Origin of the sequence: Paenibacillus hodogayensis (assembly GCF_039536325.1) — a bacterium.
Classification (GTDB): Bacteria; Bacillota; Bacilli; order Paenibacillales; family NBRC-103111; genus Paenibacillus_AB; species Paenibacillus_AB hodogayensis.
On the sequence record NZ_BAAAYO010000001.1, the window covers coordinates 1,294,181 to 1,319,111 of the forward strand.

The following is a 24,931-nucleotide window of genomic DNA, read 5'->3' on the forward strand; positions in this document are numbered from 1 at the left end:
AGGAGCGTTCTCTCACTGTCCGCCTGGAAGGGATTTTTGTGCGCTTCACGGCTGCCGCTGCCTTACCCGTACGCACAGCAGTATAGCCTGTCCCGCTATAGGCCCGGCTTTACAACACTTTGGCTTTGCCCGTGTAGATCACGCCGACCTCGGCGTACACGGACACTTCCATGCCGTCCGTCATCAAGGACGTAGCGCCATCCACGCCGACGATAACCGGAATGCCAAGGCTCAAGCCGACGACGGCCGCGTGCGACGTAATGCCGCCGGTTTCCGTAATGACCGCCGAAGCCTTCTGGAACGCCGGTATGTAGTCTTTATCGGTCGCCACAGTGACGAGAACCGAACCTTCCACCGTTTTATCCAGCGCCTCCTGGGCCGTACGGGCGACGACGACTTTGCCGGTTGCAGGCTGCGTGCCGATGCCTTGTCCTTTGGCGATCATCTCGCCGACATGGTGCACCTTCATCAAGTTCGTCGTGCCGGAACGCCCGACCGGAACGCCTGCCGTAATGATGACCAGATCGCCGAGCTTGATCAGCCCCGCCTTGATGGAATCGTCGACAGCGAGCTGGAACATCTCGTCCGTATTGCGCGCTTCTTCGCCGCGAATCGGCAGCACGCCCCAGATGAGGCACAACCGACGCATGACCTGCTCGCTGCGGGTTACCGCGATAACCGGCGATTTCGGGCGATACTTGGACACCATCCGCGCCGTATAGCCGCTTTCGGTCGGCGTAATGATCGCTTTGGCGTCCAGATCGAGCGCCGAATTCGCCACCGATTGGCTGATCGCCTCCGTGATCGTCGTTTGCTGCGCCGTGCTTTGGCGGATGAAAATCTCGCGGTATTCAAGCGCGGACTCGGCACGTACGGCGATGCGGGACATCGTCTGCACCGATTCCACCGGATATTTGCCCGCTGCGGTTTCGCCGGACAGCATGATCGCGTCGGTTCCGTCGAATATCGCATTCGCTACGTCGCTCGCTTCCGCGCGGGTCGGGCGCGGGTTGCGCTGCATCGAATCGAGCATTTGCGTCGCCGTAATGACCGGCTTGCCGACGTAATTGCATTTTTTGATCATCCGCTTTTGCACGAGCGGCACTTCTTCCGCCGGGATCTCCACGCCGAGATCGCCGCGCGCGACCATCAGGCCGTCGGACACTTCCAATATTTCATCCAGGTTGTCGACGCCTTCCTGGTTTTCGATTTTCGAGATGATCTGGATATGCGGAGCGTTGTGCTCCTCCAGCAGTTGACGGATTTCGAGCACGTCGGACGCTTTGCGCACGAACGAAGCGGCGACAAAATCGACGCCCTGCTCGATGCCGAAAATAATATCGTTGGCGTCCTTCTCGGTAATGCCCGGAAGAGAAATACGCACGCCAGGCACGTTGACGCCTTTCTTGCTTTTGATCGTGCCGCCGTTAACGATCCGGCACTCGATCTCGCTGCCGCGAACGTCCACGACGGACAGGCCGATCAGGCCGTCGTCGATCAGAATCGTCGAACCGACGCGCACGTCGCGCGGTAGCTCTTTATACGTTACGGAAACGCGCTTGTTGTCGCCGAGCACTTCCTCGGTCGTCAGTACGATATGCTCGTCCTGCACAAGCTCGTAAGCATCTTCTTTCAGCTTTCCGGTACGGATTTCCGGACCTTTGGTGTCCAGCAGGATCGCTACCGTCTTGTTTAGTTCGCGACAAGCTTCGCGGATGTTGCGGATCCGGTTGCCATGCTCTTCGAAATCGCCGTGCGAGAAATTGAGCCGGGCTACGTTCATCCCGGCCGCGATGAGCTGCTTCAGCGCCGGCAACGATTCGCTGGAAGGTCCGATGGTACAAACAATTTTGGTTTTGCGCATGTGAGTGCTCCTCCTAGAGTACAGTTCGACCTAATGAAGCCAAGCTGTCGTCAGACCAGCTCGGCTACTTCTTGCCATTGGGTAAATTTTCCGATTTTGCGGAACTTGGCGTAGCGTTCTTCCATCAGCTTGTCTCCGTCGAGCGGAAGCAGCTCCTTCAGATGACGCCCTACCACCTCGCGCACCGCTTCGGCTTGCTGCTCCAGGTTGCGGTGAGCGCCGCCGCGCGGCTCCGGAATGATCTCGTCGATCGCTTCCAGCCGCAGCAGGTCCTGGGCGGTAATTTTCATCACCTCGGCCAACTCCGCCGCCTTGGAGGCATCCTTGTACAAGATCGATGCCGCGCCTTCCGGCGATAAGACGGAATAAACGGCATGCTCCAGCATCAGCACGCGATTGCCGACCCCGAGCGCTAGCGCCCCGCCGCTGCCGCCTTCGCCGATGACGACCACGACGACAGGCACCTTGAACGTGGACATGGCGAACAAGCTGCGCGCAATCGATTCTCCGACGCCTCTTTCTTCCGCCGTCCCGCCCGGGAACGCGCCTTTCGTATCGAGAAAGGTGATGATCGGACGGCCGAACTTGTTGGCCTGCTCCATCAGACGCAGCGCCTTGCGGAAGCCTTCCGGGTGGGGGCTGCCGAAGTTGCGGGCGATGTTGTCCTTCGTGTCTTTCCCCTTCTGATGGCCGACTACCGTTACCGGAATGCCATTGAACTTGGCGATTCCGCCGACGATAGCCAGATCGTCCGCATACATCCGGTCCCCGTGCAGCTCGATGAAATCGGTGCAGAGGGCGTTAATAAAATCGAGCGTCGTCGGCCGCCCCGCATGTCTGGCAATTTGCATCTTTTGCCCGGCGGTCAAGCTGCTGTACAGCTCTTCCTCCAGCACGACGTATCGCTCTTCCAGCTTGGCGATTTCGTCGGTGAAATCGATTTTTTTCTCCGCGCCGAATTTGCGCAGCTCGTCGATTTTGCCTTTCAACTCCGCCAGCGGACGTTCAAAGGGCAGTTCGTTAGCCATTCGCGCTTGCCTCCTTCGTCGCTTTTACGGTATGCAGCTCCAGCAGCTTGGTCAAGGTCGTCCGCATATCCTTGCGGTGCACGACTTTATCGAGCTGGCCGTGCTTTTCGTTGAATTCCGCCGTCTGGAATCCTTCCGGCAGCTTCTGACGAATCGTCTCTTCGATGACGATCGGTCCTGCGAAGCCGAAGCGTGCCCCGGGCTCTGCCAGAATAATATCGCCCAGCATCGCGAAGCTTGCCGTAACGCCGCCGTAAGTCGGATTCGTTATAATGGATATAAAAAGCCCGCCGCGTTCGGCAAACTTGGCCAGCGCCCCGCTCGTCTTGGCCATCTGCATCAGGCTCAAGATGCTCTCATGGGTACGCGCCCCGCCGGATGCGGAGAAAATAATAAGCGGGTATTGCTTCTGCGTGGCCGTCTCGATCGCGCGCGTAATTTTCTCGCCAACAACGGAACCGAGTGTCCCTCCGAGAAAATCGAACGACATGACCGCAATCACGACCGGGCAGCCGCCGATCGTCCCTTCGCCGGTCACGACCGCGTCGCGCAAGCCCGTCGAATCCATTGATTTGGCCAGCCGCTTGGTGTAGTCCGGGAATTCCAGCGGGTCCTCGGACACCATATCGCGATCGTATTCGAACAGACGTCCTTCGTCCAGCGTATATTCGATCCGTTCCATGGCGCTTAATCTATTATGGTAACCGCAAGACGCGCACACTTTGAAATTTTTGCCCAGTTCCTTGCTGTACTGGATCGTGCCGCATTCGGAGCATTTGCTCATAATGCCTTCCGGTATTTCACGCTTCGATTGTTCGGACGGAATGGTCGCATACTTCCGCTTCTTCTGAAAAAAGTCTTTGATTGCCACGTCTACACCTCTCCAAACCGTTGTCATCCTTACGCAAACCGTATCAAGGGAATTGGCTATTGCCCTGTATTCCAAAAGGGAAGCCTGACTCCGTTAGCGAATTGCCGGCGCTTGGTGAAGAAGCCCCAATTCCAAATACGAAGCCAAGCCTCGAAACTTTTGCAGCGTCACCCGTGCAAAATCGTATTCAACACCTCTTGTACTTCCTCCAGCTCGCCCTCGGGAACGAGAATTTCGAATTGATGCTTCGATAGGCTGACAGGGCGTACTTGCACCAAAAACCCTTCGTCCGTAAGTTTTTGCTTGATGCGCTCTGCGATTTTCGCGGTCGGAGCTATATAAATAACCGTCCACATGAATCAAAAAACCTCCCTGACTACCGAAACGCCTCACGTATACATTGGATTTATGATACCATACTCCGTCTTTTACCCGCAAGGAAACTGGTGTCGAATCATGACGAGGCATCCGTGTTCTTTATGTCGTCTCCCTCTTCCGAATCGTATTCCTTGGCATTTTTGTTCTTGTGGGCGATTCTGGCGGAGGCCGCAGCGGCCAGACCGGCGACAAGGTCGTCCAAAAAGACGTGAATTTGGGAGGCATTGTTGTTCAAATCGCGGATGATGCCAGTTTTTTCCTTATCCAGATAACCAAAGCTGGTCAGCCCAATCATGCCGTACACGTGCACGATTCCGAGCGCCAGCGTCTCGTCCACCCCGTACAGCGATTCATCGCTCTCCATGATCGACTGCAGCGGCTGGGGCAGCAGCTTGCGTTCCGCCAGCTCGTCGAGCGCTATGCCGGTATATAGCGTAAACTGGACTTCCCGCTTGCCGAGAACGGCCAGTACGCTGTCCTCGCATTCCTCGACGGTCAGCCGATCGTTGTAGGGCAATTGCAGCTTGTAAACAATTTCCGCAACCTGGTGCAGGGTAACGCCTCGCCGAGCGAGCATTTGCAAAGCCATTTGTTTCGACATCGATACATCCCTCCTGGAAGACTTGTGGAGACTTGTCGTCGGCAAAAACCGGACGTCCTTCAAACCAAGCACCCCGTCCGGGTTTTACTAAATGTATGCAAGCACCGCGAATAATGTTCGTAAAACAATCGCTTGCCGAGCGCCCCGGCCCTCTCCTGTCCGGGCGAGCTTGGGCGGGCGGGTTTGTGCGGGCGGTAGTGTTAAAGAGAGCACTACGGCGTTCCGAATGTGTGATTTTGGGACAAATAAGTTCTTTCGAGCACTACTCAGGCTTCGTGGGCGGGTAGAGAAGCGCGGGAGGCGGATTTGAGCAGGCATAGTGTTAAAAAGAACCTTACGGCGTTCCGAATGTGTGATTTTGGGACAAATAAGGTTCTTTCGAACGTTACTGTGGCCTCGGGAGCGGGAGAGGGGCGCGGGAGGCGGATTTGAGCAGGCATAGTGTTAAAAAGAACCTTACGACGCTCCGAATGTGTGATTTTGGGACAAACAAGGTTCTTTCGAGCACTACTTGGGCCTCGGGGGCGGGTAGAGAAGCGCGGGAGGCGGATTTGAGCAGGCATAGTGTTAAAAAGAACCTTACGGCGCTCCGAATGTGTGATTTTGGGACAAACAAGGTTCTTTCGAGCACTACTTGGGCCTCGGGGCGGGTAGATGGCGTGGGGCAATCTGATCGGGTTTTGCGGGTTCTAGCAGTCAGCATAAATAAAATAGCATGTGGGTCGAGCGACTAAGGTCCTCGTCTTCCCCACATGCCACTGCTATCCCTATCCTTATTTGACTCGCGCCGAATCCTGACCCATCATCTCGCCGATTTCGCGAATCAGTTCTGGAGACGGCTTGACTCGATACGCATCATTCAGAGCGAGCAAACGCTGCTCCCGCTCATAGAAGAGCACGACCTGCATCGGACCGGCATGCCGTTGCAGCAGCGCCTGCAAACCGACAAGCCGCTGCTGCTGCTCGTGGTCCGCGGCAATCTTGACAAACAAACGCTGAGTCCGAGCCGTGGAGTCCTGGTGCGTCTCCGCTCGGGATGGCTCGCGAGGGGGCGTTCCTCCGGTAGGCCGTTCGCTTGAACGTGATGCTTCATCCGAACCGCCGCTCGACGGTTGTACAGCCTCAGCGGACGGCATCTGCGGGCGCTGAGCTGCCGACGACTCCCCTCGTGGCGGAGACGATTGAGGGGTGTGTCCGCCCCGCTCCGCCCTAGCCTGCGGCGCCACTCCCGCTCCGCCACGCTCCGCTCCTGCACGCGGCGCCACTCCCGCCACGCCACGCTCCGCACCAGCACGCGGAGCCACTCCCGCCACGCCACGCTCCGCACCAGCACGCGGCGGCTCTCCCGCACTGCCCCGCTCCGCTCCGGCCCGCAGCGGCACCGCCGCTCCCGCGCGCCCCGCGCCGGTCGGCGGACTCGCTTTCGCTCCTCCGCCCGAGGCGTCGCCGCGGCTCGGCCCGCCGCGCCCGAGGGGCATCCGACGCAGGCTGCGGGCCTGGTCGGCGGCGTCCGACGCATCCAGCGACACGACCCGCTCGGCGATCAGCTTGACGTCCTCGTCCTGATGCTGAAGCCGCCCGCGGACGAGCAGAGCATTGCCTTTGTGCACATACGGGGACGCCTGCTTCCATACTTCCGGAAACAGCACCACCTCCGCTTTGGCGATCCGGTTTTCCAGCTCTATAAAGCCCATAGGCAGCCCTTTCTTGGTGACGATCGGCTTGCCGGACAGCACCATTCCCGGCACGATTACATCGGCATTGTCCGGGTAGTCGATCAGATCGTGAAGCAGATCGGCTTCGATCTCGGCGATCAGCGCCTCATGAACGTCCAGCGGATGGCCGGACAAATAGAGGCCGAGCAGCTCGCGCTCGAACTCCAGCTGTTGCATCGGCGTATACGGCCGGACGTCGGGCAAGTCGATCGTCCAGTTGGCTTCCTCCGTAAAGCCGAACAGATGCAGCTGCAAATCTTCCCGCTCCTTCTTCCACTTCTGCGCAGCCTCGACCGTCTCGTCGAGAATGGCAATGTTCTGCGCGCGGTGGCCGGGCAGCGAGTCGAGCGCCCCGCCCTGAATAAGCGATTCGATAACCCGCTTGTTGCAGACGCGCAAATCGACCCGTCGGCAAAAGTCGAGCAGGTTCGCATAAGGCTGCTCCCCGCGCTCCCCGATAATCGACTCCATCGCGTGCGTGCCGACGTTCTTGATCGCCGCCAGCCCGAAGCGGATCGAGCTTCCGGCAGGGGTGAACTGGATGCGGCTCTCGTTTACGTCGGGCGGCAGCACCTCGATGCCCATCTTGCGGCATTCGTCCACGTATTCGGCCACCTTGCGGTGACTGCCCATCACGGAGGCCAGCATCGAGGCCATGAACGGCACCGGGTAATGCGCCTTCAAATAAGCCGTCTGAAAAGTGAGCACCCCGTATGCGGTCGCATGGGCGCGCGCGAAGCCGTAATCGGCGAAGCGCACGATCATGTCGTATACTTTGTCGGCATCGGCCTGCGTATATCCCTGCTTCAGGCTGCCCGCTACGAAATGCGCCCGCTCCTCGTCCAGCACCTCGCGCTTCTTCTTGCTGACCGCGCGTCGCAGCAGGTCGGCTTCGCCGAGACTGAACCCGGCCATGCGCGAAGCGATCTGCATAATCTGCTCCTGGTAGACGATAATCCCGTAGGTGTCGCCAAGCAGAGGCTCCAGCGACGGATGCGGGTATTCGACGCGGATTTGGCCGTGCTTCGCCTGGATGTATTTCGGTATGAACTCCATCGGTCCGGGACGGAATAGCGCCACAACGGAAATAATATCCACGAACGAGGACGGCTTCAATTCTTTAAGCACCCGCCGCATGCCCGGCGACTCGAGCTGGAACACGCCGGTCGTATCGCCGCGTCCGAGCATCGCGTACGTAAGCGGATCTTCATAGGATACTTGATGAAAATCGATGTCCGTTCCGTGCCGCTCGCTAATCCACCGCAGCGTCCGCTCGATGATCGACAAGTAACGCAGGCTGAGAAAATCGATCTTGAGCAGACCGATCGACTCCAGATGCTCCATCGAATATTGCGTCAAAGGGACGGAACCGGCCCCTTCCTGAAGCGGGACGTAATCGGTCAGCGGCTCGCGGGAGATGACCACGCCCGCCGCGTGAGTCGAGGCGTGGCGGGGCATCCCCTCCACCTTCATCGCCATCTTGACGAGCCGAGCCGTCCCTTCATGCTTGCCGCACAGCTCCTTCAGCTCCGGGTTGAGCCGCACCGCGTCCTCGATCGTCACGCCGAGCTGATGCGGGATCATTTTGGCCGCGCGATCGACCTCGTGATACGGCAGGTTCATCACCCGTCCGACGTCGCGCACGGCCGCCTTCGCCGCCATCGTGCCGAACGTAATGATCTGCGCCACATGCTCGCGGCCGTATTTCTCCACGACGTAGTCGATAACCTCGTCCCGCCGCTCGTCGCTGAAGTCGATATCGATATCCGGCATCGACACCCGTTCCGGGTTGAGGAACCGTTCGAACAGCAGGCCATAGCGGATCGGGTCCACGTCCGTAATGCGCAGCACGTAAGCGACGAGACTGCCCGCCGACGAGCCCCGTCCGGGACCGGTGACGATGCCTTGCTCGTGGGCGAACCGGATAAAATCCCAGACGATCAGGAAATAGTCCGAGAATCCCATGTTGCCGATGACGTCCAGCTCGTAGCGGAGTCGATCCTCCAGCTGCCGGCGGCTATCCGCCTCGTCCCATTCCGGCTTGCCGCCATAGCGCCGCTCCAGCCCTTCCGCGCACAGCTCGCGCAGGAAGCCTCCGGCGGTCGTCCCGTCCGGCAAGGGCCGGTATTCCGGCAAAATCGAGCGACCGAACTCCAGCTCCAGCGCGCATTTGTCGGCGACGATCAGCGTATTGGCCAGCGCCTCTGGCACATGGGCGAACAAACGCGCCATCTCCTCCGCGCTTTTCAAATACATCTGCTCCGTATGAAACTTCAGCCGCTCCGTGTCGTCCAGCGTCTTGCCGGTTCCGATGCAGATGAGCACATCCTGCATGACGTGGTCTTCGGCCTGCACGTAATGCACGTCGTTGGTGGCGATCAGCGGAATGCCGGTGTCGCGGGAGAGGGCGATCATCTCCTGCATCACCTTTTTTTGCTCCAGCAGACCGTGGTCTTGAATTTCCAGATAAAAGTCTTCGCCGAATATGCCGCGCAGCCGGAGCGCCGCAGCCTTGGCCTCCTCCCGCCGTTCATGCAGCAAGTGCTGGGAAATTTCGCTGCCGAGACAGGCGCTTAGGCAGACGAGCCCTTCGCTGTGCAGCGCCAGCTGCTCCAGATCGGTGCGCGGCTTGTAGTGGAAGCCGTGCAGATGCGCGTCCGAGCAAAGCCGCATCAAGTTGCGGTAGCCGGTCTCATTGCGGGCCAGCAGCAGCAAGTGGTGCGTCGGCTGGTCTTGGCGGGACGCCTTCGTCCGCATCGATCCCGTGGCCACGTATACTTCGCAGCCGATAATCGGCTTCACGCCGTTCGCCCGGCAAGCCTTGTAGAAAGGGATCGCGCCGTACATGACCCCGTGATCCGTAAGCGCAAGAGCCGGCATGCCGAGCCGTGCGGCTTGCTCCGCCAGCTTCTCGATGCGGGAAGCCCCGTCAAGCAGACTGTATTCGCTGTGTACGTGCAAGTGCACAAACCCGTTCAAAGCATGTCCCTCCCGGTTGTTCGCCTTTTTGTTCGCTTCGTTTATTGTAGCATATTCGGCGGGGGGATTCCCATACAATAGTAGCGGGAATGAAGCGGCCAAGCTTAGCGCTTCGGCAGCGTCGTCCGGGAAACCGGCGGCGCCAACGCGGACAAGGGGTTGAGCGGACAATGAGAGAGTTTATGAGCAATCTGGCGATCGATTTCTTCGTCGCATTCGGCATCGTGCTAGGGGCATGCATGCTGGCGGGGATCGGTTCCGTGGTGACGATGCAGGGGCCGGCCTACAAGATGCTGGACATCGCCGGACGCATCAAAATCTGGGCGATGGTCGCCGCCGTAGGAGGCACGATCGACCCGATTCGCGTCATCGAGACGAACTTCCTCGAAGGCCATCTCTCGCCGGCCATCAAGCAAATTCTTTATTTCGTCAGCGCTTTTGCCGGGGCGCATATCGGTACCGTGATCGTGAAGTGGATTTGTCAGGGGAGCGTCAACTCTTGAAGTGGCTGCCCGGCATCGGCCTGTTCATGTCCGGCATGATCGTCGGCAGCGCCGTATACATGAGCATCCATCAGCACAACTTCAGCCTTCTCGTGGAACGCAACTCCGTCATGCAGGACGAGAACGACAATTTGAAGAAAGAAATTTTAAACCTGAACAAATTCAAAAACAGCCAATCGGTGATCAAGAAGCTGACCGTCCGTTACGAGAACGTATCCCCGGAATCGCCGCTGGACCCGGTTCTCGAGCAGGAGCTGAAGCAGAAGGTGTTGAAAAAGCTGGAGCCGGTGTACGAGGGGCACAGCTTGTCGCTGTTCACGTCGGGAAGCGAGCGCGTCAACGAAATCCGCAAGCTGCAGGAAATCGTCTCCGACCAGTACACCGTCAAGGAGCATGTCTTCAAGGTGGAGTCGTCGGGCATCGCGGTCGTACAGACCGAGCTGATCGTCTTCATCCGGGCCAAGCCGTCCGCCATTGCCGATTCCTTCCGGTTTCGTTGATTTTTAAATCCAAAACGGATAAAGTAAAAGAAGCAAAAACCGGGATGCAAGTAAGCGGCAAAGGAGTTTTCGTCATCATGCAATGGCTTCATGGAGCCCTTCTTATCGTATTCGCCTGCTCGCTGTTCGGATCGGTCTTCTACAGCGTGCGCTATCGCAGGCAGCAGGCCCGCAAGGCACGGGGCATCGACGCAGCCAAAATGAACATGAGCATGGGGGCCATGCTCGTCTCGATCTCGTTGATTCAGCTGTTTCTGTTCGAAGGCTCGTCGGTCCGCGTCATCGTCGGCCTCGTCATGCTGCTGCTCGGCCTGTTTAATCTGTTCGCCGGAATTCGCAACTACGGGCTGTACAACCGCATCAAGGAGTAGATCGGACGCGGCCCGGGGCCGGAGTTCAATCGATCGCCTGGGCGGCGAGCATCGCTTTGCACACGAGATTGCCGCCGTGATAAATCTCCACATCGACTTTGCCGTATTTGCGGCTCAGCTCGATCACCTTCGGGCGGATCTCGATCTGGTTTTCCAATTGAAGAGGGCGCAGGAAGTAGGCGGTAAAGTTCTCCAGGACGAAATCGCCTTTTTTGTGCGTCTTCAGGGAGCGGTACGCGCACTGCGTCATCAGCGTCGTCAAAACGCCCTCGGATACGGTCCCGAGCCGGCTCGTCATCTGCGGCGTAATGACGCCCCGGTACGACAGGTGGCCGCCCTCCTCGCGCACTTCCTCCAGGCCGGCTACGATCAAGTCCTCGAACGTCTCGCCGATCTGCGGCTGCTTCTGAATGACCTGGAGCGCCTTCAGGACGTCCTGGCGGCTGATCACCGACAATAGCTTGCCTTTCGCGTCGACGACCGGAAGCAGCTCGATGCCTTCCCACACCATCATGTGGGCGGCCGACGTAACCGACGTTTGCGGAATGACGGTCAACGGGTTGCGGGTCATCAGCTTGTCCATCGTCTGTTCCTTCGGCGCGCCCAGCACGTCCTTGGACGCGATCATGCCGATTACGCGGTTCCATTCGTCGACCACGGCGAAACGGCTGTGCCCCGTCTCCTCCACGACCTTCTCCCAATCGCTCACCGTGCTGCTGCCCTTCAAGGCGCGCGGCGGCAGCTGGACCGACAAAATATCTTCGACCAGCGTAATTTTTTTCTTGATCAGCCGGTCGGTTATCGCCCGGTTGATGAGCGAGGCGACAGTGAACGTGTCGTAGCTGGTGGAAATGATCGGCAGCCCCGATTCGTCGGCAAACTGCTTCACCTCGTCGTTCGTATCGAACCCTCCCGTGATAAGCACCGCCGAGCCGTGCTCCAACGCGTAACGGTGCACCTGGTAGCGATTGCCCACGATCAGCAGGCTGCCCGGCTCGATATAGCGGGCCATCGCTTCCAACTGCATCGCCCCGATTACGAACTTGTTCAGCGTCTTCTCCAGCCCGTCGGCGCCGCCCAGCACTTGCCCGTCCACGATATTGACCACTTCCGCGAATGTTAGCTTGTCGATGTTCGTCCGCGGCTTCTTCTCGACCCGCACCGTGCCGATCCGCTCCCGCGTGCTGACCAGCCCCTGATTCTCCGCCTCCTTGATGGCCCGGTAAGCAGTGCCGTCGCTTACTTCCATCTCCTTGGCGATTTTCCGCACGGAAATTTTCGTGCCGATCGGCAGCGTCTCGATATATTTCAAAATTTGCTCGTGCTTCGTTACCGCTTCCTGAAGCAGATCATCCATCCTGTTATACCCCACCTTAACGAATCTGTATCTCACTGTATTACCCTATATCACATTTCCAACAATTTGTAAACAAAAATTCCGGTTACTCAATTACGCTACAAAACGATCCGAATATCCTTTATTCTGGAAATAGAGTAAACCGATACGCATTTTATTCGGTGAAGAGGAGGAACATGGGCAGACGGGAGCTTTGCCGCCAGTCGTCCAACCAACCCTTGATACCGATACCCCAACGAAGGGTTGTCGATACCGGGCAGCCTAAGCGGAGGACATTGAGTATGAGCTATAGATCCATCTCCCCCCAGTTAAAATCCAGCTGTTACAACTGTACGCATTTTTCGGCGTTCAGCGATATGCTGAACGGCTTATGCTTCCAGCAGTCGACGGAAGAAGGAACGCCGGCGATCGGCGTAGGCACCTGTGGTCATTTCTTGATGAAAGCCGACAACGGCCCAGCCCGAACGGGAGGCCTGTCCCGCTCCCCGAGAGACGCATCCAGACAAAAGCGGGCGGCGCGCTGACAGAGGTACCCGATTCGGTCTTCCCCGTATACAAGCAAGACGGGCGCATACTTGCACCGTCCGTTTTCCCCTGACGAGACAAACAATCGAACAACGGAACCGGCAAACGCAAAGAAGAGACAGCGCGGGCCGTCCCCGATTTTTTTTATGCTCCGCGATAGCGGAGTTTTTCTTTTTTAGCATACAATTATGGAAAAAATTACTTCTTGGAGCTAAGCATCCGCACCTTGCGCCCCAGCCATTGCTCGCGCTGCATCCGGCTGAACCGGCGGACGCGGGCCATCTCCCGCTTCGTTTCCTCGTCAACGCCCAGAATACGATGAAGATGGGCGGCCACGACAAGCAGGGCAAACCCGATCCAGACGATGCCGAATACGGCGGGCCATGTGAGGCCGTGACCGATCTCCAGACGCGGAACGGCGTAAATGAGCATACCGAGCGCCAAGCTCATATAGGCTACGCTTTTGAATTCCTTCACTGCGGATCTCTCCTTCACTAGACTATGATTGCCGCACTCCCGATCCGGGAGCCGCACCGTATAGTCCATCCTATGAGACAACCCGTCCGTTTATGACCGTTTTGCCGAATCCGCCTGACAGGCTCCAAGCCGTCCGCACCGTTTTCCCTCCTTTGCCCTCCCCCTTTCCGATGCCTGACGGACACAAGCCCACCATAAAAAAGGGGTCGTTTGTTCTAGTCCCGCTCCGCGAATCGCCGTCCATTCATTCACCAAGGGATATATGTCCTCATATGATGGGTGTAGTCTATGGAAACACGAGAAATCGCAGGATGGCGCTTCTAAAAGGAGACACACCATGACCAGTACGAAAATGTCAATCCATGTGCAAGGCATGGGCGGCCTGCTGCAAGATCTGACGATTGTTCTCGGGGATCGTGCGGCGCGCTCGCACAAAATTCCAACCGGCGGAACGGTAACGCTCCAATTCGGCGCATCCAAGCATCAGGTGAAGGTCGTCTCCGCCTCTCATCTTGACGGCCTCCGCATCAGCGAATCGTTCGCCCGCAGGCTCGGGCTCCATCACGGGGCGCTAGTAAGCCTCCGTTACCGGGCAAGCAGCCGGACGCTTGCGCTCGGTCCGGTAATCGGCGTCATGATGAGTCGCGTCTACCCCGGATCGCCGGACCGCCCGTTCGGAACGAATACCGCCTTCTGCAAGGAGCTGGTGGAGACGTGCCAGACTTACGGCGCCTTCGTCTACTTCTTCACCGCCGACAGTCTGCCGGCCGGCCAGCAAACCGTGGAAGGCTGGACGTATTCCGGCAGATGGCACAAAGCCGATTTCCCGATTGCCGACGTCGTGTACAACCGGCTGACGACGCGAAAGCTGGAGAACAGCAGCAGCGTTCAGCAATTTATGAAGGAAGTCAAATTGCGTTACGGCACGACCGTGTTCAACGAGAAGTATTTGGACAAAACGGACGTATTCGACGCCTTGAAACAGGACGGCTCGCTCGCCCGCTACTTGCCCGAATCGCACCTGTTCAAAAACTACCAGATGCTCAAGTCGATGTCGGCGCGTCATCCGGTCATCTTCCTCAAGCCCATAACAGGCAGTCTGGGCAAAGGGATCATCCGCATCGGCCGGGTCGGCAACCAGTCGTATACGTGCCAGACGACGAGTCTGAACGGAACGGTCCGGCAGACGTTCCCGACCATCGAAGCGGTGTTTTCCTCCATCTCCAGCAAGCTGAAGCAGCGCCGCTACCAGATTCAGCAAGGACTCCATCTGATTGAAGCGAACGGCCGACCGGTCGACTTCCGCGCGCTCGTCCAGCGCAACAACCTGGGAACCTGGGGCATCACCTCGGTCGTGGCGCGCATCGCCGGCAGCAACCACTTCGTCTCTAACTTGGCCCGCGGCGGATCGTTAAGCAAGGTGAAAGAAGCACTGGCCAAAACGAACCTGGCTCCCGCCCAGCAAAGGAACGCAAGCGTCCAGCTGCGCAAAGCGGCCCTCGATATCGCCAAAGGGATCGAAACACAGGTGAAGGGACACTTCGGGGAGCTGGGCGTCGATCTGGCCGTGGATACCCATGGCAAAGTATGGCTGCTGGAAGTGAACTCGAAGCCGTCCAAGAACGACGGCACGCCTCTGGCCGAAGGAGCCATTCGCCCGTCGGTCAAACAAACGGTACAGTACGCCCGCTTTTTAGCCGGATTTTGATGAAGGTGAGCGCCATGAAAACGAAAACCGCGCGCAGGACCGCGCAGACGGTCGGGATCATGGTTTGCCCGTCCGCGGGCGAGCCGCCCATTCCGGAAAAACTGTATTTCCGCCGCCTTTCCTTGCTCGGGCAAAAGCTCGGGTTAACGGTTTTTGTGTTTTTTCCGAACCGGATCGACTGGGAGCGCGGCCGTGTCGTCGGCTACGCCTACCGGGAGCCGGCAAAGCGGTGGGAGAAAGGTTTCTTCCCGATCCCGGATACGATCTATGACCGCTGCTTCTACTCCAATCCGCATACGTACGTCGCCTACCGCGAGCCGATCCGCAAGCTGGCGTCGCTGTCCGGAACCCGGTTTCTGGGTTATGGCTTGAAAGGCAAGTGGCACGTTCACGAGATGCTAATGCGCGACGAGACGCTCCGCCCGCATATGCCCGAAACCGAGCTGCTCCACGACTCCGGCGATGTACGCCGCTGGCTCGAGGAGAAAGGGGAGCTGTTCCTGAAGCCGCATGGCGGCAGTCACGGCAAAGGTGTGCTGCATATTCGTCAATCCGCCGAAGGCATCCAGGCAAGCGGCCGTACGGCCCGCAACGAAACGGTCCGGTTCAGCTTCCGCTCTCAGCGTCGGATGCTGGAATGGGTCGCAAGGTTTACGGCCGGACGCAAATATTTGCTGCAACGCTATTTGACCTTGAGAACCGCCGAAGGAGACGCATTCGATATCCGGGCGCTCGTGCAGAAAAACCGCCGCGGCCTTTGGGAGCTGACCGGCATGGCCGTCCGCCAGGGCGCCCCGGGAAGCGTCACGTCCAACCTGCATGGAGGCGGACACGCGGAGGAAACCGCACCGTTTCTGCGCCGCGCTTACGGGGAGGAAAAGGCGTCGCGTATCGTCGATACGGCGCGAAACGTTGCCTTGCGCGTCCCCGAGGTGCTGGAGCAATACCACGGAAGGCTGGCGGAGCTCGGCGTCGACCTCGGTGTCGATCAGGAGGGCAACGTATGGGTGCTCGAAGCGAACTCGAAGCCCGGACGATCCGCATTCGCCGCCCTGTCCGACAAGCAGGTCAGTTTGAATGCCATCCGCAACCCGATTCTGTACGCCAAATATTTGCTGGACAGCCGCAACGGTCGGCCCGATCCCTAAGCGGGCATTCGACCGGACGTTTCCTCTGCCGCCCAAGCTTCTCGCAACCTTTTAGGAGGGTAACTTCATGAGTTTGACAACGTGTACAATCCATTTCGCGGCGCGAACCGACAAGACGGTGTATGTCAGCTCCGCCCTGATGAAGTCGTTGCAGCTGACGGGAACGAAGCCGGTGACGCTCAAAATGGGGAGCAAGGCGGTATCCGCCCCGGTAAAAATCGTCAAAAAGGACGGCAACCATCTCTATGTTCCGGTTTCCGTCAAAAACCAGCTGCTCTTGCCGCGAAACGGAACCTGCATGGCCGTATCGAACGGCCCCCGCGAAATTCAGCTCGGACCGCTCGTCGGTATACTGACCAACGCCTCGACGGCCAACTCCGCCCAGCCGTTCGGCACCCGCTCCCAACTGCTGAAAGACTATATCCGTCCCGGCAGCCAGAAGTCGTTCTCCTTCGCCTTCATGCCGTCCGACGTCAACTGGTCGGCGGAAACCGTCGTCGGCTATTTTCCGACCGCCAGCGGCTGGGTGCGCAAAACGGTGCCGCTGCCGGACGTGATCTACAATCGGCTGTCCAGCCGCAAGGCGGAGAAATCGCTGTCGATCGAAAACTTCAAGGAACGATTCGTCCGCCGCGGCATTCCGATCTTCAACTGGAGCTTCTTCGACAAATCGGACGTCTATACCCTGCTCGACGTCGATAAGGAAGCGATGAAGCATGTGCCGGAGTCCCATCTCAATCCGTCTCCGGAGCGGGTGCGCGAGATGCTCGAGAAGCACCGGTTCGTCTACCTGAAGCCGACCGCCGGCAGCCTTGGCATCGGCATATACCGGCTGACGTATCACCCGCAGCGCGGCTACTTCGTCCGCTTCCGCAAAGGCGGCAAAAACGCGCTGTACCGGTTCCCGCAGTTTTCTAGCCTGATGAATCTGATTAACGCACGGAGCGGCCGGTTGCGCAATTACGTCGTGCAGCAGGGCATCCGGCTGATCGAAATCGACAGCTGCCCGATCGACTTCCGCTTCCATCTGCATAAGAACGGTCAAAACCAGTGGGTCGTCGCCGGAATCGGAGCGAAGAAGGCGGGGAAAGGCAGTGTGACGACTCACGTCAAAAACGGCGGCCAAATTATGACCCCCGAGCAAGTGCTGGACCGCGTGTTCGGCAGCAAAGCGGATGCGATTCTGACGAACGCCAAGCAGGTCACCGTCAAGCTGGCGGAATCGCTGGAGAAGCACAGCCGCCATCTGCTGGGCGAGCTCGGCTTCGATATCGGCATCGACCAGAACGAGCAAATCTGGATGTTCGAGGCCAATTCCAAACCGGGGCGGTCGATTTTCAAGCATCCTTCGCTCAAATCGCAGGGCAAAACGTCGCTGGGCCTTATTTTCGAGCATAGTCTCTACCTAGGTAAATTCAGGGCGAGGAGGGAAGCTTGAGTGGACATTTCCTCAGCATCGTCGCTGCACCGGCCGATTCTCGGCATCCTGACCATGGACGATCCGTCGGAGCAATTCCGGGGCAACCGGAGCAACTTCACGGACCTGATTCGCGCCGGCTCCGAGATGGGCGTCTCCGTGTGTGTCGTAACCGTCAAAGATTTGAAGCCGAAGCACAAAAAAATAACCGGATATATGTACGATCATGCTTCAAAGCAATGGTCACAGCAGATCATCGGCCTGCCTCACGTCCTGTACAACCGGATTCCGCACCGGGAGGACGAATCGTCGGCCGAGGTGCAGCAGACGCTTCAGGCGATTATTAAAAACCCGCAAGTCCGGCTGTTCAACCCGGCCTTCTTCAACAAGTGGTCGCTGTTCGAGTGGTTGAATAAAGGCAAAACGACGGCCAAGTACATTCCGGCCACCCGCAAAATGACCGCCAGCCATGAGCTGGAAAGCCTGTTCAAGCTCCATTCCACCGTCTATATGAAACCGATCAGCGGCAATGCGGGCAAAGGCATTATGAAGGCGGAGCGGTTGACGCGCAAGCTCGACAGCAAGCCGCAATACGTCCTGAGCATCCAGGAAACGAAGGGCAGCGTCGTGCACAAATATCCGACCTTGAGCCAGCTTTGGACCAAGATCAAGGAAGAGACCGGTCATGAGGATTATATCGCCCAACAAGGCGTGGCGATCATCCGCTACAAGAAACGGCCGTTCGATCTGAGAATGCTCGTGCAAAAGAACTCGAAGGGCATCTGGGACATTACCGGCATCGGCGCCCGGCTCGCCGGGAAACAGAGCATTACGACTCACGTTCCGCGCGGCGGCTCGATCGACGATCCCGAGAAGCTACTGGCCGCGGGCTTCGGAGCGGACGGCGCCAAGCGGGTGCTGCTGCGGGCGCGCAAGGCGGCGCTCTCCGTCGCCCGCCAAATCGAGAAGAAGTCCGGCCATTTGCTCGGCGAGATGTCGATGGATATGGGGGTCGACGTGCACGGCGGCATCTGGATTTTTGAAGCGAATTCAAAGCCGATGAAGTTCGACGAACCGCAAATCCGCAAAAAGTCGCTGGAGCGGATCGTCCAGTACTCGCTGTACCTCATCCGCTCCAGCCAGGCCAAAACAAGCGGGGTTTCGACAGGCAGCCCGAGCTGACGCCAACGGAACAGGAAGCATGTTTATAAAAAGTGGCCAATGAAGCAGGTGATAACGCATTGTGGCACAACCAACGCTCGGGATTATGACCATCGCAATCCGCGATATGGAGGAACGAAGCTACTTTCGCAAGCTCATCATTCAGGCGAATAAGCTGGGCATGAAAGCGATCGTCTTCACGCCGCAGGACGTCGATGCCCAAGGAAACCGCATCAACGCCCATCTGTATGACATCTCGGCAGGCAAATGGACCCGCGGCTGGACGCCGTTCCCCACGCTGATCTACGACCGCTGCCGATACAAGGAGAACGAGCAATTCCGCCAGTTTCGCCGTTTTCGCGAGACGTATACCCGGCTTATTTACTTGAACCGGCCGATCGCCAACAAGTGGGGCATGTATCAGTTTCTGGCCAAATCGTCCCGCATCCGTCCTTACTTGCCGGATACCCGGGTGTATTCCGACACGGCCATGCTGCTCGACGTCGCGCAGCGGTATCGCCTCGTCTACCTGAAGCCGATCAACGGTACCGGAGGACGCGGCATTCTCCGTATCGAGAAGCAGCGGAGCGGTCGTCTGCTCGTGCAAGGCCGGGAGTTGAATCGCCGGATCATCGCGCCCAAGCTCGTCTCGCCGAAGCAGCTTCCGTCCGTGCTGTCCGGCTGGAGCTTGAAAGGTCGTTATCTGGTCCAGCAGGGTATCCTGAACCGGCTTCCCGACGGGCGGGTGCACGATTACCGGCTGCTGATCCAGAAGAACGGCAGCGGCGAATGGGAAGTGACCGGCTGCGCGGGAAGAATCGGTCCCCGGCAAAGCATCACCTCCAACCTGCACGGGGGCGGGCAGGCAGTGTCCATGGCCGAACTGCTTGAACGCAGGTACGGGGACCCGGAGAAAGCCGATGCGATCCGCAAAGACGTATACAACCTCGGCTACGAGGTAGCGCGGGCGGTCGAGGACCACTACGGCAAGCTATGCGAGCTCGGCATCGACATCGCCGTCGACCCCGATGGCCATCCGTGGCTGTTGGAGTTGAACCCGAAGCCGGCGCGCGAAGTATTCAACCGGATCGGCGAGAAGGAGACGTATGAGAAGGCGATTTCCCGCCCGCTCGAATATGCGCTCTGGCTGTACAATCAGCACCGGGCTTCGGGCGAAGCGGAGACGCGCAAGAAAATACGCGCCGTCCCCGCTGCCCGTTCCCGCCGGCGGTTGAAGCTGCGCTGATCTAGGCGACCGTCTCAAAGAAGGACCTCATCTCCCACTTCATCGTGGAATTTGAGGTCCTTTTCGCTAAGCTTCGGGTTGTGCCGGTGTCATACGGACACGTTTGGAACAGCCCGATGTCGTCGCTAATGGCTTGCCTACCGCTTGAGCGCAGCCGTCGTTCGCGAGCCCAGACCGAGCTCCAGCAGCTTACGGGCGTCGGGATATACGTCCTTACTCGTCGATTGCAGCACGACGGCGATCACTTCCTTGCCGTCCGATGCGGCAGAGGAAACGAGACAGTACCCGGCCTCGTCCGTAAAACCGGTCTTGATCCCCGTCGCTCCGGGGAAATAATTGGAGCTTCCGGGCTGAAGCAGCTGGTTCGTGTTGGCAAGCGTCAGCTTGACCGTCTGTCCCGATCCCCCGGGCGCCGATACGACGACAGAATCGGTTGCCAGCACCGCCTCGCGGAACAGCTTGTTGGCCATCGCGGCCTTGGCGATCAGCGCCAGGTCGCGCGCCGTGGAGTAATGCTGCGGGTCGTGCAGTCCGCTCGGATTGACGAAATGAGAGTTTGTCGCCCCGGCCTTCTTGGCGCGCTTGTTCATCAGCTTGGCAAACTCCTCTTGAGCTTCGCCGACGCTCATGGCCGGATTCCCCGCCGTCTTGCGCCCGATATGGACGCCAAGCGTTCGGGCCGCATCGTTGCCGGATGGCAGCAGAGCCGCCTTGACCAGATCGTACAGCTTCAGCTTCTGTCCTCTCCGCAAGCCGGCTCGGCTTTCCTCAGGGTCCTCCGGGTCCGCCTCTTGGCCGACCGTAACGATTTCATCGGGCTTGCCCAGCTCCAGCGCAAGCAGCGTGGTCAATATTTTGGTCGTGCTGGCCGGGTAAGCGCGCTTTTTCTCGTTTTTGGCATACAGCACTTCGCCGTCGGCCGCATCGATCATGAATGCGTAGGACGCCTGCAGATCCGGAGCGCCGCCGATATTGCGGGACCACAAGGTTTGCGCTTTGGCCGCCAGCCGGCCCCCATCTTCTTGAAACACCAGCCCGAGCACCGCAAGCAGCGCCAGAGCGAATAGGACGAATACGCTTTTTCTCATTTGGAGACGATTCCTTTCCTTACGGTTTTATCGATATTCCCAGTGTATCGGGCAATCGTTAAACGCTTAGAAAGAAATCTTTAACTTTTTCTTAACGTTGTTTTAAGAAGCTTTCGTCCCCCCAAAACACAAACTGCCGCGACATCGCGTGCCGCAGCAGTTCGGGTATTGCGCCGATTCGGTTTAAGAGTGCGAAAAGTTGTGGCTATTCGGGCGGGACGTACGTTACGGAAGAAACGTCTCGGCAAAGCTTTTAATGACGAGGAAGGGCAGAGCGCCGATCGAAACGAACGCCATCACGATGCCGAACAAGACGGCTTTGACTGCCTGCAACGGTCTTAATGCTTTCATGAGAAGTCATCTCCCGTTTTTGGAATAGGATCAGTATATTCCTTTTCTAAACGGGCTACCTTAAATTAAGATTAAAGGGAGATTAAACTTTTACGGCCATTCCGAGGGCTGCGACGCCAAGTCAATTCGACGATTTGCGCCTCTTCGATAGCTTCCCCCCTGTTTAACGATTCCAAGGGTACAGGACGACTTGCCCTCGATTAGCCGCTATGACAATCCGAACAGCTTGATTGCATTTTCGCGTGCGATTTTTTGAAAAACCGTTTCGCTGATTTTGCCCGTATCCCGCCAATCGATCAACACATCCACCAATTGAACCGGCATCGTCGGAAAGCAAATATCCGTTCCGAAATACAATCGGTCCTGAAACTCGGTCAAAAACTTCGGTCCATAGTCCGGGTCGCGGGATATGGCATTGCAAGCCGTGTAGTCCGACAAATCACCGTACAAATTCGGGTACCTGCGGAACAATTTGGGTACGACGCCTTCTTCCTTGATCGGTCCTTCGGGAAGTCTGCCGACCTGACTACCGTTCAGATCAAAAATAATCGCTCTCTCGCCCGGCGTTTCCAGCCGTCCGATCTCGGCCCAGAACAGCGGTCCGTGTCCGAACAAGATCAGCTTCGGAAAACGTTGCAGCGTATGCTCCAGCTGCGGCAAGCCGGGATCGTCGTACAAGCCGAAAGAGCCGCCGATCTGATCCGAGCCGTCAAAGACGACGGGAAGGCCTACGCGCTCCGCATGGCGAAATAAATTTTGCACGAGCGGATTCATCAGCGGCACATTCAACATCACCTCGCCGACGCCTTTGCATCCCCTGTCCTTATAATAAGAAAGAATGCGGTCGAGCGGCGCTTCCGCCGAATTGGTCAAAGCCCGCGGGTCGACATTGCAGTAAGGAATAAACCGGTCCGGGTATTTCTCGGCCATATCGAGAATGTCTTCATTGGCCTGCGGGATATAGATTTCCGGACTGACGATCGGCAGCAGCACACCCTTCTCGATGCCTAATTCGTCATACCGCTCGAGCAACTGCTCCGCCGTGCAAAACTGGACGACGAACGGTACCGGTTTTCGGTAGGCATGGGCATGAATATCGATAAACATCGTATACGCTCTCCTCTATCGCTCGTTTGACAGTTCGTCTTGCTGGCAGGTTCGAATCCATGCCGCTGTGTCGGCATCGAACCAGGCGTCTGGGGTTTCCTTGAACAGCCGCAGCACGCTGTCTACATAGCGATCGGCCCGAATGCCGATCATCACAGCATTTCCGCATGTCGTACGGGCAACAAGGCCCAGCTCCTCGAGCGCCGCCTGCGTTCTCCTGACGTCGTGATACGGCCATACGCCCGGCACGTTATGCCTTGCGATTGCGGACATGGCCATGCACCTCTGGGCGGGGTTCGTCAAGCTTGTGCAGTAATGCTCCATCAGCACATATTCGGCAAAATGCTTGAACGTGTTGTACATCGTGTCTACGCCGATAAATACGATAAGGGCTTTATTGAAATACATCTTTTGCCAGGGCGACGAATAGGAAAAGCAATAGTCTCCGTAAATGCCCATTCGCGGCCCATACGCCGTATGCTCGGCCGTTAGTTCCGCGGCCCGGCTTCCCCAGGCGGCAACCGAATGGGTGGCCTGATCGCTGCGAAGGCTATCCGGGAGCAGTCGAAACGTTTCCGTAATGAGCCCGACGTCGGATGGCGAACGATTGACGTCCCAATTCCGATACGCGTTCTGAAAATCCCGCTGCACCAGCGTCGGGAAAACGACCGTCCCTTGTTCGGTCACCGTTTCTTTCGCGGCGTCGATCACGCTCATAGGTCCGCCCTCGACTTGACCGAAGCTTTTCAAGGACGAATGAATCAGCATCATGTCGGCCGGACCCGCTCCCAATTCTTTGAAAGCGCAAACAATATGCGATTTGGTTACGATCGATGACATGCCGTACGCTCCCCCGTCATGGACAGTTATGGTTCGTTGCCTAGCGCTCTTTTCCCTCTTAAATAAAAGCTTAGTTCTCTTTATTAAACATAATGTCTATGTATTATATATAATATGAAAGTTTATCATACAATAGTCGATACCATGAAGCAATAAGATTTTTCACATTTTTTTTGTTTCGATCCACGCACTTCTTAGGGGCGTGCGACTTAGCATACCGGCCAAAGATGGAACTATCCGTCTTTTCGGGTGCAAAATTAAATTGGCAATATGGGTTTTTGACTTATTGTTTGACCATCCAACTATCTAACCTTGCAACTTTAAAGTTGTAATTATTCTTGTCTTTTAGCCATTCTAATGCTTGCAATACTAACGGGGAACTATTTTCTGGAAATAATCTTCCAATACCTACCCACTCTGAACCAACGGAATCATTATTGTGCATTTCCGTACAATACGTCAGTTCTCCACTTAAATATTCAACTTCATAGTATATTGCAATGTGATGAATATGCGTTGTGCCACGTTTCTCTAATTTATAAGGAATAACATAATCCAGAACACCGAGATTTCGAATAACTTTTATGCTTATTCCTGTTTCTTCTTTTAATTCTCTATGAAGTGCATTTACCAACGGCTCATTTGGCTCTACCGTTCCACCAGGTAGGTCATACCGATTAGTGTATGGACCACCTTTCTTATTGATTAATAAGATTTTACCTTCATGAACACAAATCCCATAAACACCTAAATGCCTGTGCCAGAGTTCTTCCATATTAATCCTCCCAAGTGATAACTATTCCATACCTCCAATTGGCTTATATTAACATTATAACAATTTTGGCATTAAAACTGACACTGATATAAGGAAAAAGAGACATCCAAACTATGGTCAGTTTGAATGTCTCTTTTATAGTCAATCAAGTGCTTTGCACCTCAAAGGGGAACCCGTTAAAGTGAACGGTCACATATTTTTTCTAGAGATGTCTCGTGGATTTTTAGCGGTGTTTCAATCCACGCACTCCATACGGAGTGCGACCAAACTTACAATTACACGGTCGAAGCTGGTAACGTTTCAATCCACGCACTCCATACGGAGTGCGACCAGGACTTGGAGCAGTGCTCAAAGCAATACGCGTTTCAATCCACGCACTCCATACGGAGTGCGACCGGCAGGTGCAGCTGCCGACAGCGCTCAGTCCTGCAGGTTTCAATCCACGCACTCCATACGGAGTGCGACATAGCCGATATAGCGGAGCGTTTGCTCCTCCGATGTTTCAATCCACGCACTCCATACGGAGTGCGACGAACTTATTGTTCCGGTCCTTTTTAAATGATTTGTTTCAATCCACGCACTCCATACGGAGTGCGACTTACGGGACTGCTTGGGGGTAAAAAGTCGAAATCGTTTCAATCCACGCACTCCATACGGAGTGCGACTCGTTCCGAAATTTTATCGCCCTCCAGCTCGAGAGTTTCAATCCACGCACTCCATACGGAGTGCGACTAGTAAGTATATTAGAGAGTATAGAGAGTATAGAGTTTCAATCCACGCACTCCATACGGAGTGCGACTTTTGTCCATTGATTACCCGCAGCTCCAAAAGGGTTTCAATCCACGCACTCCATACGGAGTGCGACTTCGTTTTTGTCCAAAGCAAACGTTCGTCTAGGCGTTTCAATCCAAGCAATCCAAA

The 24,931-nt window shown here is 57.0% G+C and carries 22 protein-coding genes and 1 CRISPR repeat array; of the genes, 9 read left to right on the plus strand and 13 right to left on the minus strand.

What is annotated here, in order from left to right; all coding sequences use genetic code 11:
• Positions 1-109: 109 nt before the first annotated feature.
• The 6 genes from pyk to ABD796_RS05270 form a co-directional block, all read right to left on the minus strand.
• Entirely contained in the window at positions 110-1,864 is a 1,755-nt protein-coding gene (pyk, locus tag ABD796_RS05245) for a pyruvate kinase (protein WP_344903863.1), read from the minus strand.
• A 50-nt stretch (positions 1,865-1,914) separates the two neighbouring features.
• Positions 1,915-2,892: an acetyl-CoA carboxylase carboxyltransferase subunit alpha gene (locus ABD796_RS05250; protein ID WP_344903866.1), complete on the minus strand. Its 978-nt coding sequence runs from the start codon at positions 2,890-2,892 to the stop codon at positions 1,915-1,917.
• Positions 2,885-3,763, minus strand: coding sequence for an acetyl-CoA carboxylase, carboxyltransferase subunit beta (gene accD, locus ABD796_RS05255; RefSeq protein ID WP_425566835.1), 879 nt, complete (start codon positions 3,761-3,763; stop codon positions 2,885-2,887). The genes ABD796_RS05250 and accD overlap by 8 nt, the downstream gene beginning before the upstream one ends.
• A 167-nt stretch (positions 3,764-3,930) precedes the next feature.
• Positions 3,931-4,119: a glutamate decarboxylase gene (locus tag ABD796_RS05260; protein WP_139605754.1), complete on the minus strand. Its 189-nt coding sequence runs from the start codon at positions 4,117-4,119 to the stop codon at positions 3,931-3,933.
• Between the two features lie 98 nt (positions 4,120-4,217).
• Positions 4,218-4,742: a phosphatidylglycerophosphatase A family protein gene (locus ABD796_RS05265; RefSeq protein ID WP_344903882.1), complete on the minus strand. Its 525-nt coding sequence runs from the start codon at positions 4,740-4,742 to the stop codon at positions 4,218-4,220.
• Positions 4,743-5,515: 773 nt separating this feature from the next.
• On the minus strand, positions 5,516-9,436 hold the full coding sequence (locus tag ABD796_RS05270; protein ID WP_344903885.1) for a DNA polymerase III subunit alpha: 3,921 nt from the start codon (positions 9,434-9,436) through the stop codon (positions 5,516-5,518).
• A 170-nt stretch (positions 9,437-9,606) separates the two neighbouring features.
• Here ABD796_RS05270 and ABD796_RS05275 point away from each other — a divergent pair, with 170 nt between their 5' ends.
• The 3 genes from ABD796_RS05275 (at position 9,607) to ABD796_RS05285 (ending at position 10,810) form a co-directional block, all read left to right on the plus strand.
• The gene (locus ABD796_RS05275) at positions 9,607-9,939 is read left to right on the plus strand and encodes a YtrH family sporulation protein (protein WP_344903888.1); all 333 of its coding nucleotides are present in this window, start codon (positions 9,607-9,609) and stop codon (positions 9,937-9,939) included.
• Positions 9,936-10,439 (plus strand): hypothetical protein, encoded by a 504-nt coding sequence (locus ABD796_RS05280; protein ID WP_344903891.1) that lies wholly within the window; start codon positions 9,936-9,938, stop codon positions 10,437-10,439. The genes ABD796_RS05275 and ABD796_RS05280 overlap by 4 nt, the downstream gene beginning before the upstream one ends.
• Before the next feature lie 77 nt (positions 10,440-10,516).
• A complete protein-coding gene (locus ABD796_RS05285) occupies positions 10,517-10,810 on the plus strand; it encodes a YtpI family protein (RefSeq protein WP_344903894.1) in 294 nt (97 codons plus the stop codon).
• A 25-nt stretch (positions 10,811-10,835) separates the two neighbouring features.
• Here the strand turns inward: ABD796_RS05285 and ABD796_RS05290 are convergent, their stop codons facing one another.
• Entirely contained in the window at positions 10,836-12,167 is a 1,332-nt protein-coding gene (locus tag ABD796_RS05290) for a DRTGG domain-containing protein (RefSeq protein ID WP_344903896.1), read from the minus strand.
• Between the two features lie 281 nt (positions 12,168-12,448).
• Here ABD796_RS05290 and ABD796_RS05295 point away from each other — a divergent pair, with 281 nt between their 5' ends.
• A complete protein-coding gene (locus tag ABD796_RS05295) occupies positions 12,449-12,691 on the plus strand; it encodes a hypothetical protein (protein WP_344903899.1) in 243 nt (80 codons plus the stop codon).
• A gap of 199 nt (positions 12,692-12,890) precedes the next feature.
• Here ABD796_RS05295 and ABD796_RS05300 read toward each other — a convergent pair whose 3' ends face one another.
• Positions 12,891-13,169: a hypothetical protein gene (locus ABD796_RS05300; protein ID WP_344903902.1), complete on the minus strand. Its 279-nt coding sequence runs from the start codon at positions 13,167-13,169 to the stop codon at positions 12,891-12,893.
• 337 nt (positions 13,170-13,506) lie between these two features.
• Between ABD796_RS05300 and ABD796_RS05305 the strand changes: the two genes are divergently transcribed.
• The 5 genes from ABD796_RS05305 to ABD796_RS05325 all read left to right on the plus strand — a co-directional run bounded on the left by ABD796_RS05305 (position 13,507) and on the right by ABD796_RS05325 (position 19,849).
• On the plus strand, positions 13,507-14,877 hold the full coding sequence (locus tag ABD796_RS05305) for a YheC/YheD family endospore coat-associated protein (RefSeq protein ID WP_344903906.1): 1,371 nt from the start codon (positions 13,507-13,509) through the stop codon (positions 14,875-14,877).
• 14 nt (positions 14,878-14,891) lie between these two features.
• Positions 14,892-16,025: a YheC/YheD family endospore coat-associated protein gene (locus tag ABD796_RS05310; protein ID WP_344903909.1), complete on the plus strand. Its 1,134-nt coding sequence runs from the start codon at positions 14,892-14,894 to the stop codon at positions 16,023-16,025.
• 67 nt (positions 16,026-16,092) lie between these two features.
• Complete coding sequence (locus ABD796_RS05315; RefSeq protein ID WP_344903912.1) at positions 16,093-17,463, plus strand: YheC/YheD family endospore coat-associated protein; 1,371 nt, start codon at positions 16,093-16,095, stop codon at positions 17,461-17,463.
• Complete coding sequence (locus ABD796_RS05320) at positions 17,464-18,624, plus strand: YheC/YheD family endospore coat-associated protein (protein ID WP_344903915.1); 1,161 nt, start codon at positions 17,464-17,466, stop codon at positions 18,622-18,624.
• Positions 18,625-18,685: 61 nt separating this feature from the next.
• Entirely contained in the window at positions 18,686-19,849 is a 1,164-nt protein-coding gene (locus tag ABD796_RS05325) for a YheC/YheD family endospore coat-associated protein (RefSeq protein WP_344903917.1), read from the plus strand.
• Positions 19,850-19,986: 137 nt separating this feature from the next.
• Here the strand turns inward: ABD796_RS05325 and ABD796_RS05330 are convergent, their stop codons facing one another.
• The 5 genes from ABD796_RS05330 to ABD796_RS05350 all read right to left on the minus strand — a co-directional run bounded on the left by ABD796_RS05330 (position 19,987) and on the right by ABD796_RS05350 (position 24,010).
• The gene (locus ABD796_RS05330; RefSeq protein ID WP_344903920.1) at positions 19,987-20,937 is read right to left on the minus strand and encodes a D-alanyl-D-alanine carboxypeptidase family protein; all 951 of its coding nucleotides are present in this window, start codon (positions 20,935-20,937) and stop codon (positions 19,987-19,989) included.
• A gap of 225 nt (positions 20,938-21,162) precedes the next feature.
• Entirely contained in the window at positions 21,163-21,288 is a 126-nt protein-coding gene (locus tag ABD796_RS05335) for a hypothetical protein (RefSeq protein WP_344903923.1), read from the minus strand.
• Between the two features lie 207 nt (positions 21,289-21,495).
• Positions 21,496-22,395 (minus strand): amidohydrolase family protein, encoded by a 900-nt coding sequence (locus ABD796_RS05340; protein ID WP_344903926.1) that lies wholly within the window; start codon positions 22,393-22,395, stop codon positions 21,496-21,498.
• Positions 22,396-22,410: 15 nt separating this feature from the next.
• Entirely contained in the window at positions 22,411-23,235 is an 825-nt protein-coding gene (locus tag ABD796_RS05345) for an AAC(3) family N-acetyltransferase (protein ID WP_344903929.1), read from the minus strand.
• A gap of 283 nt (positions 23,236-23,518) precedes the next feature.
• Entirely contained in the window at positions 23,519-24,010 is a 492-nt protein-coding gene (locus ABD796_RS05350; protein ID WP_344903932.1) for an NUDIX hydrolase, read from the minus strand.
• Between the two features lie 231 nt (positions 24,011-24,241).
• Positions 24,242-24,875: direct repeats of the CRISPR family, unit length 33 nt; unit sequence GTTTCAATCCACGCACTCCATACGGAGTGCGAC.
• Positions 24,876-24,931 lie beyond the last annotated feature (56 nt).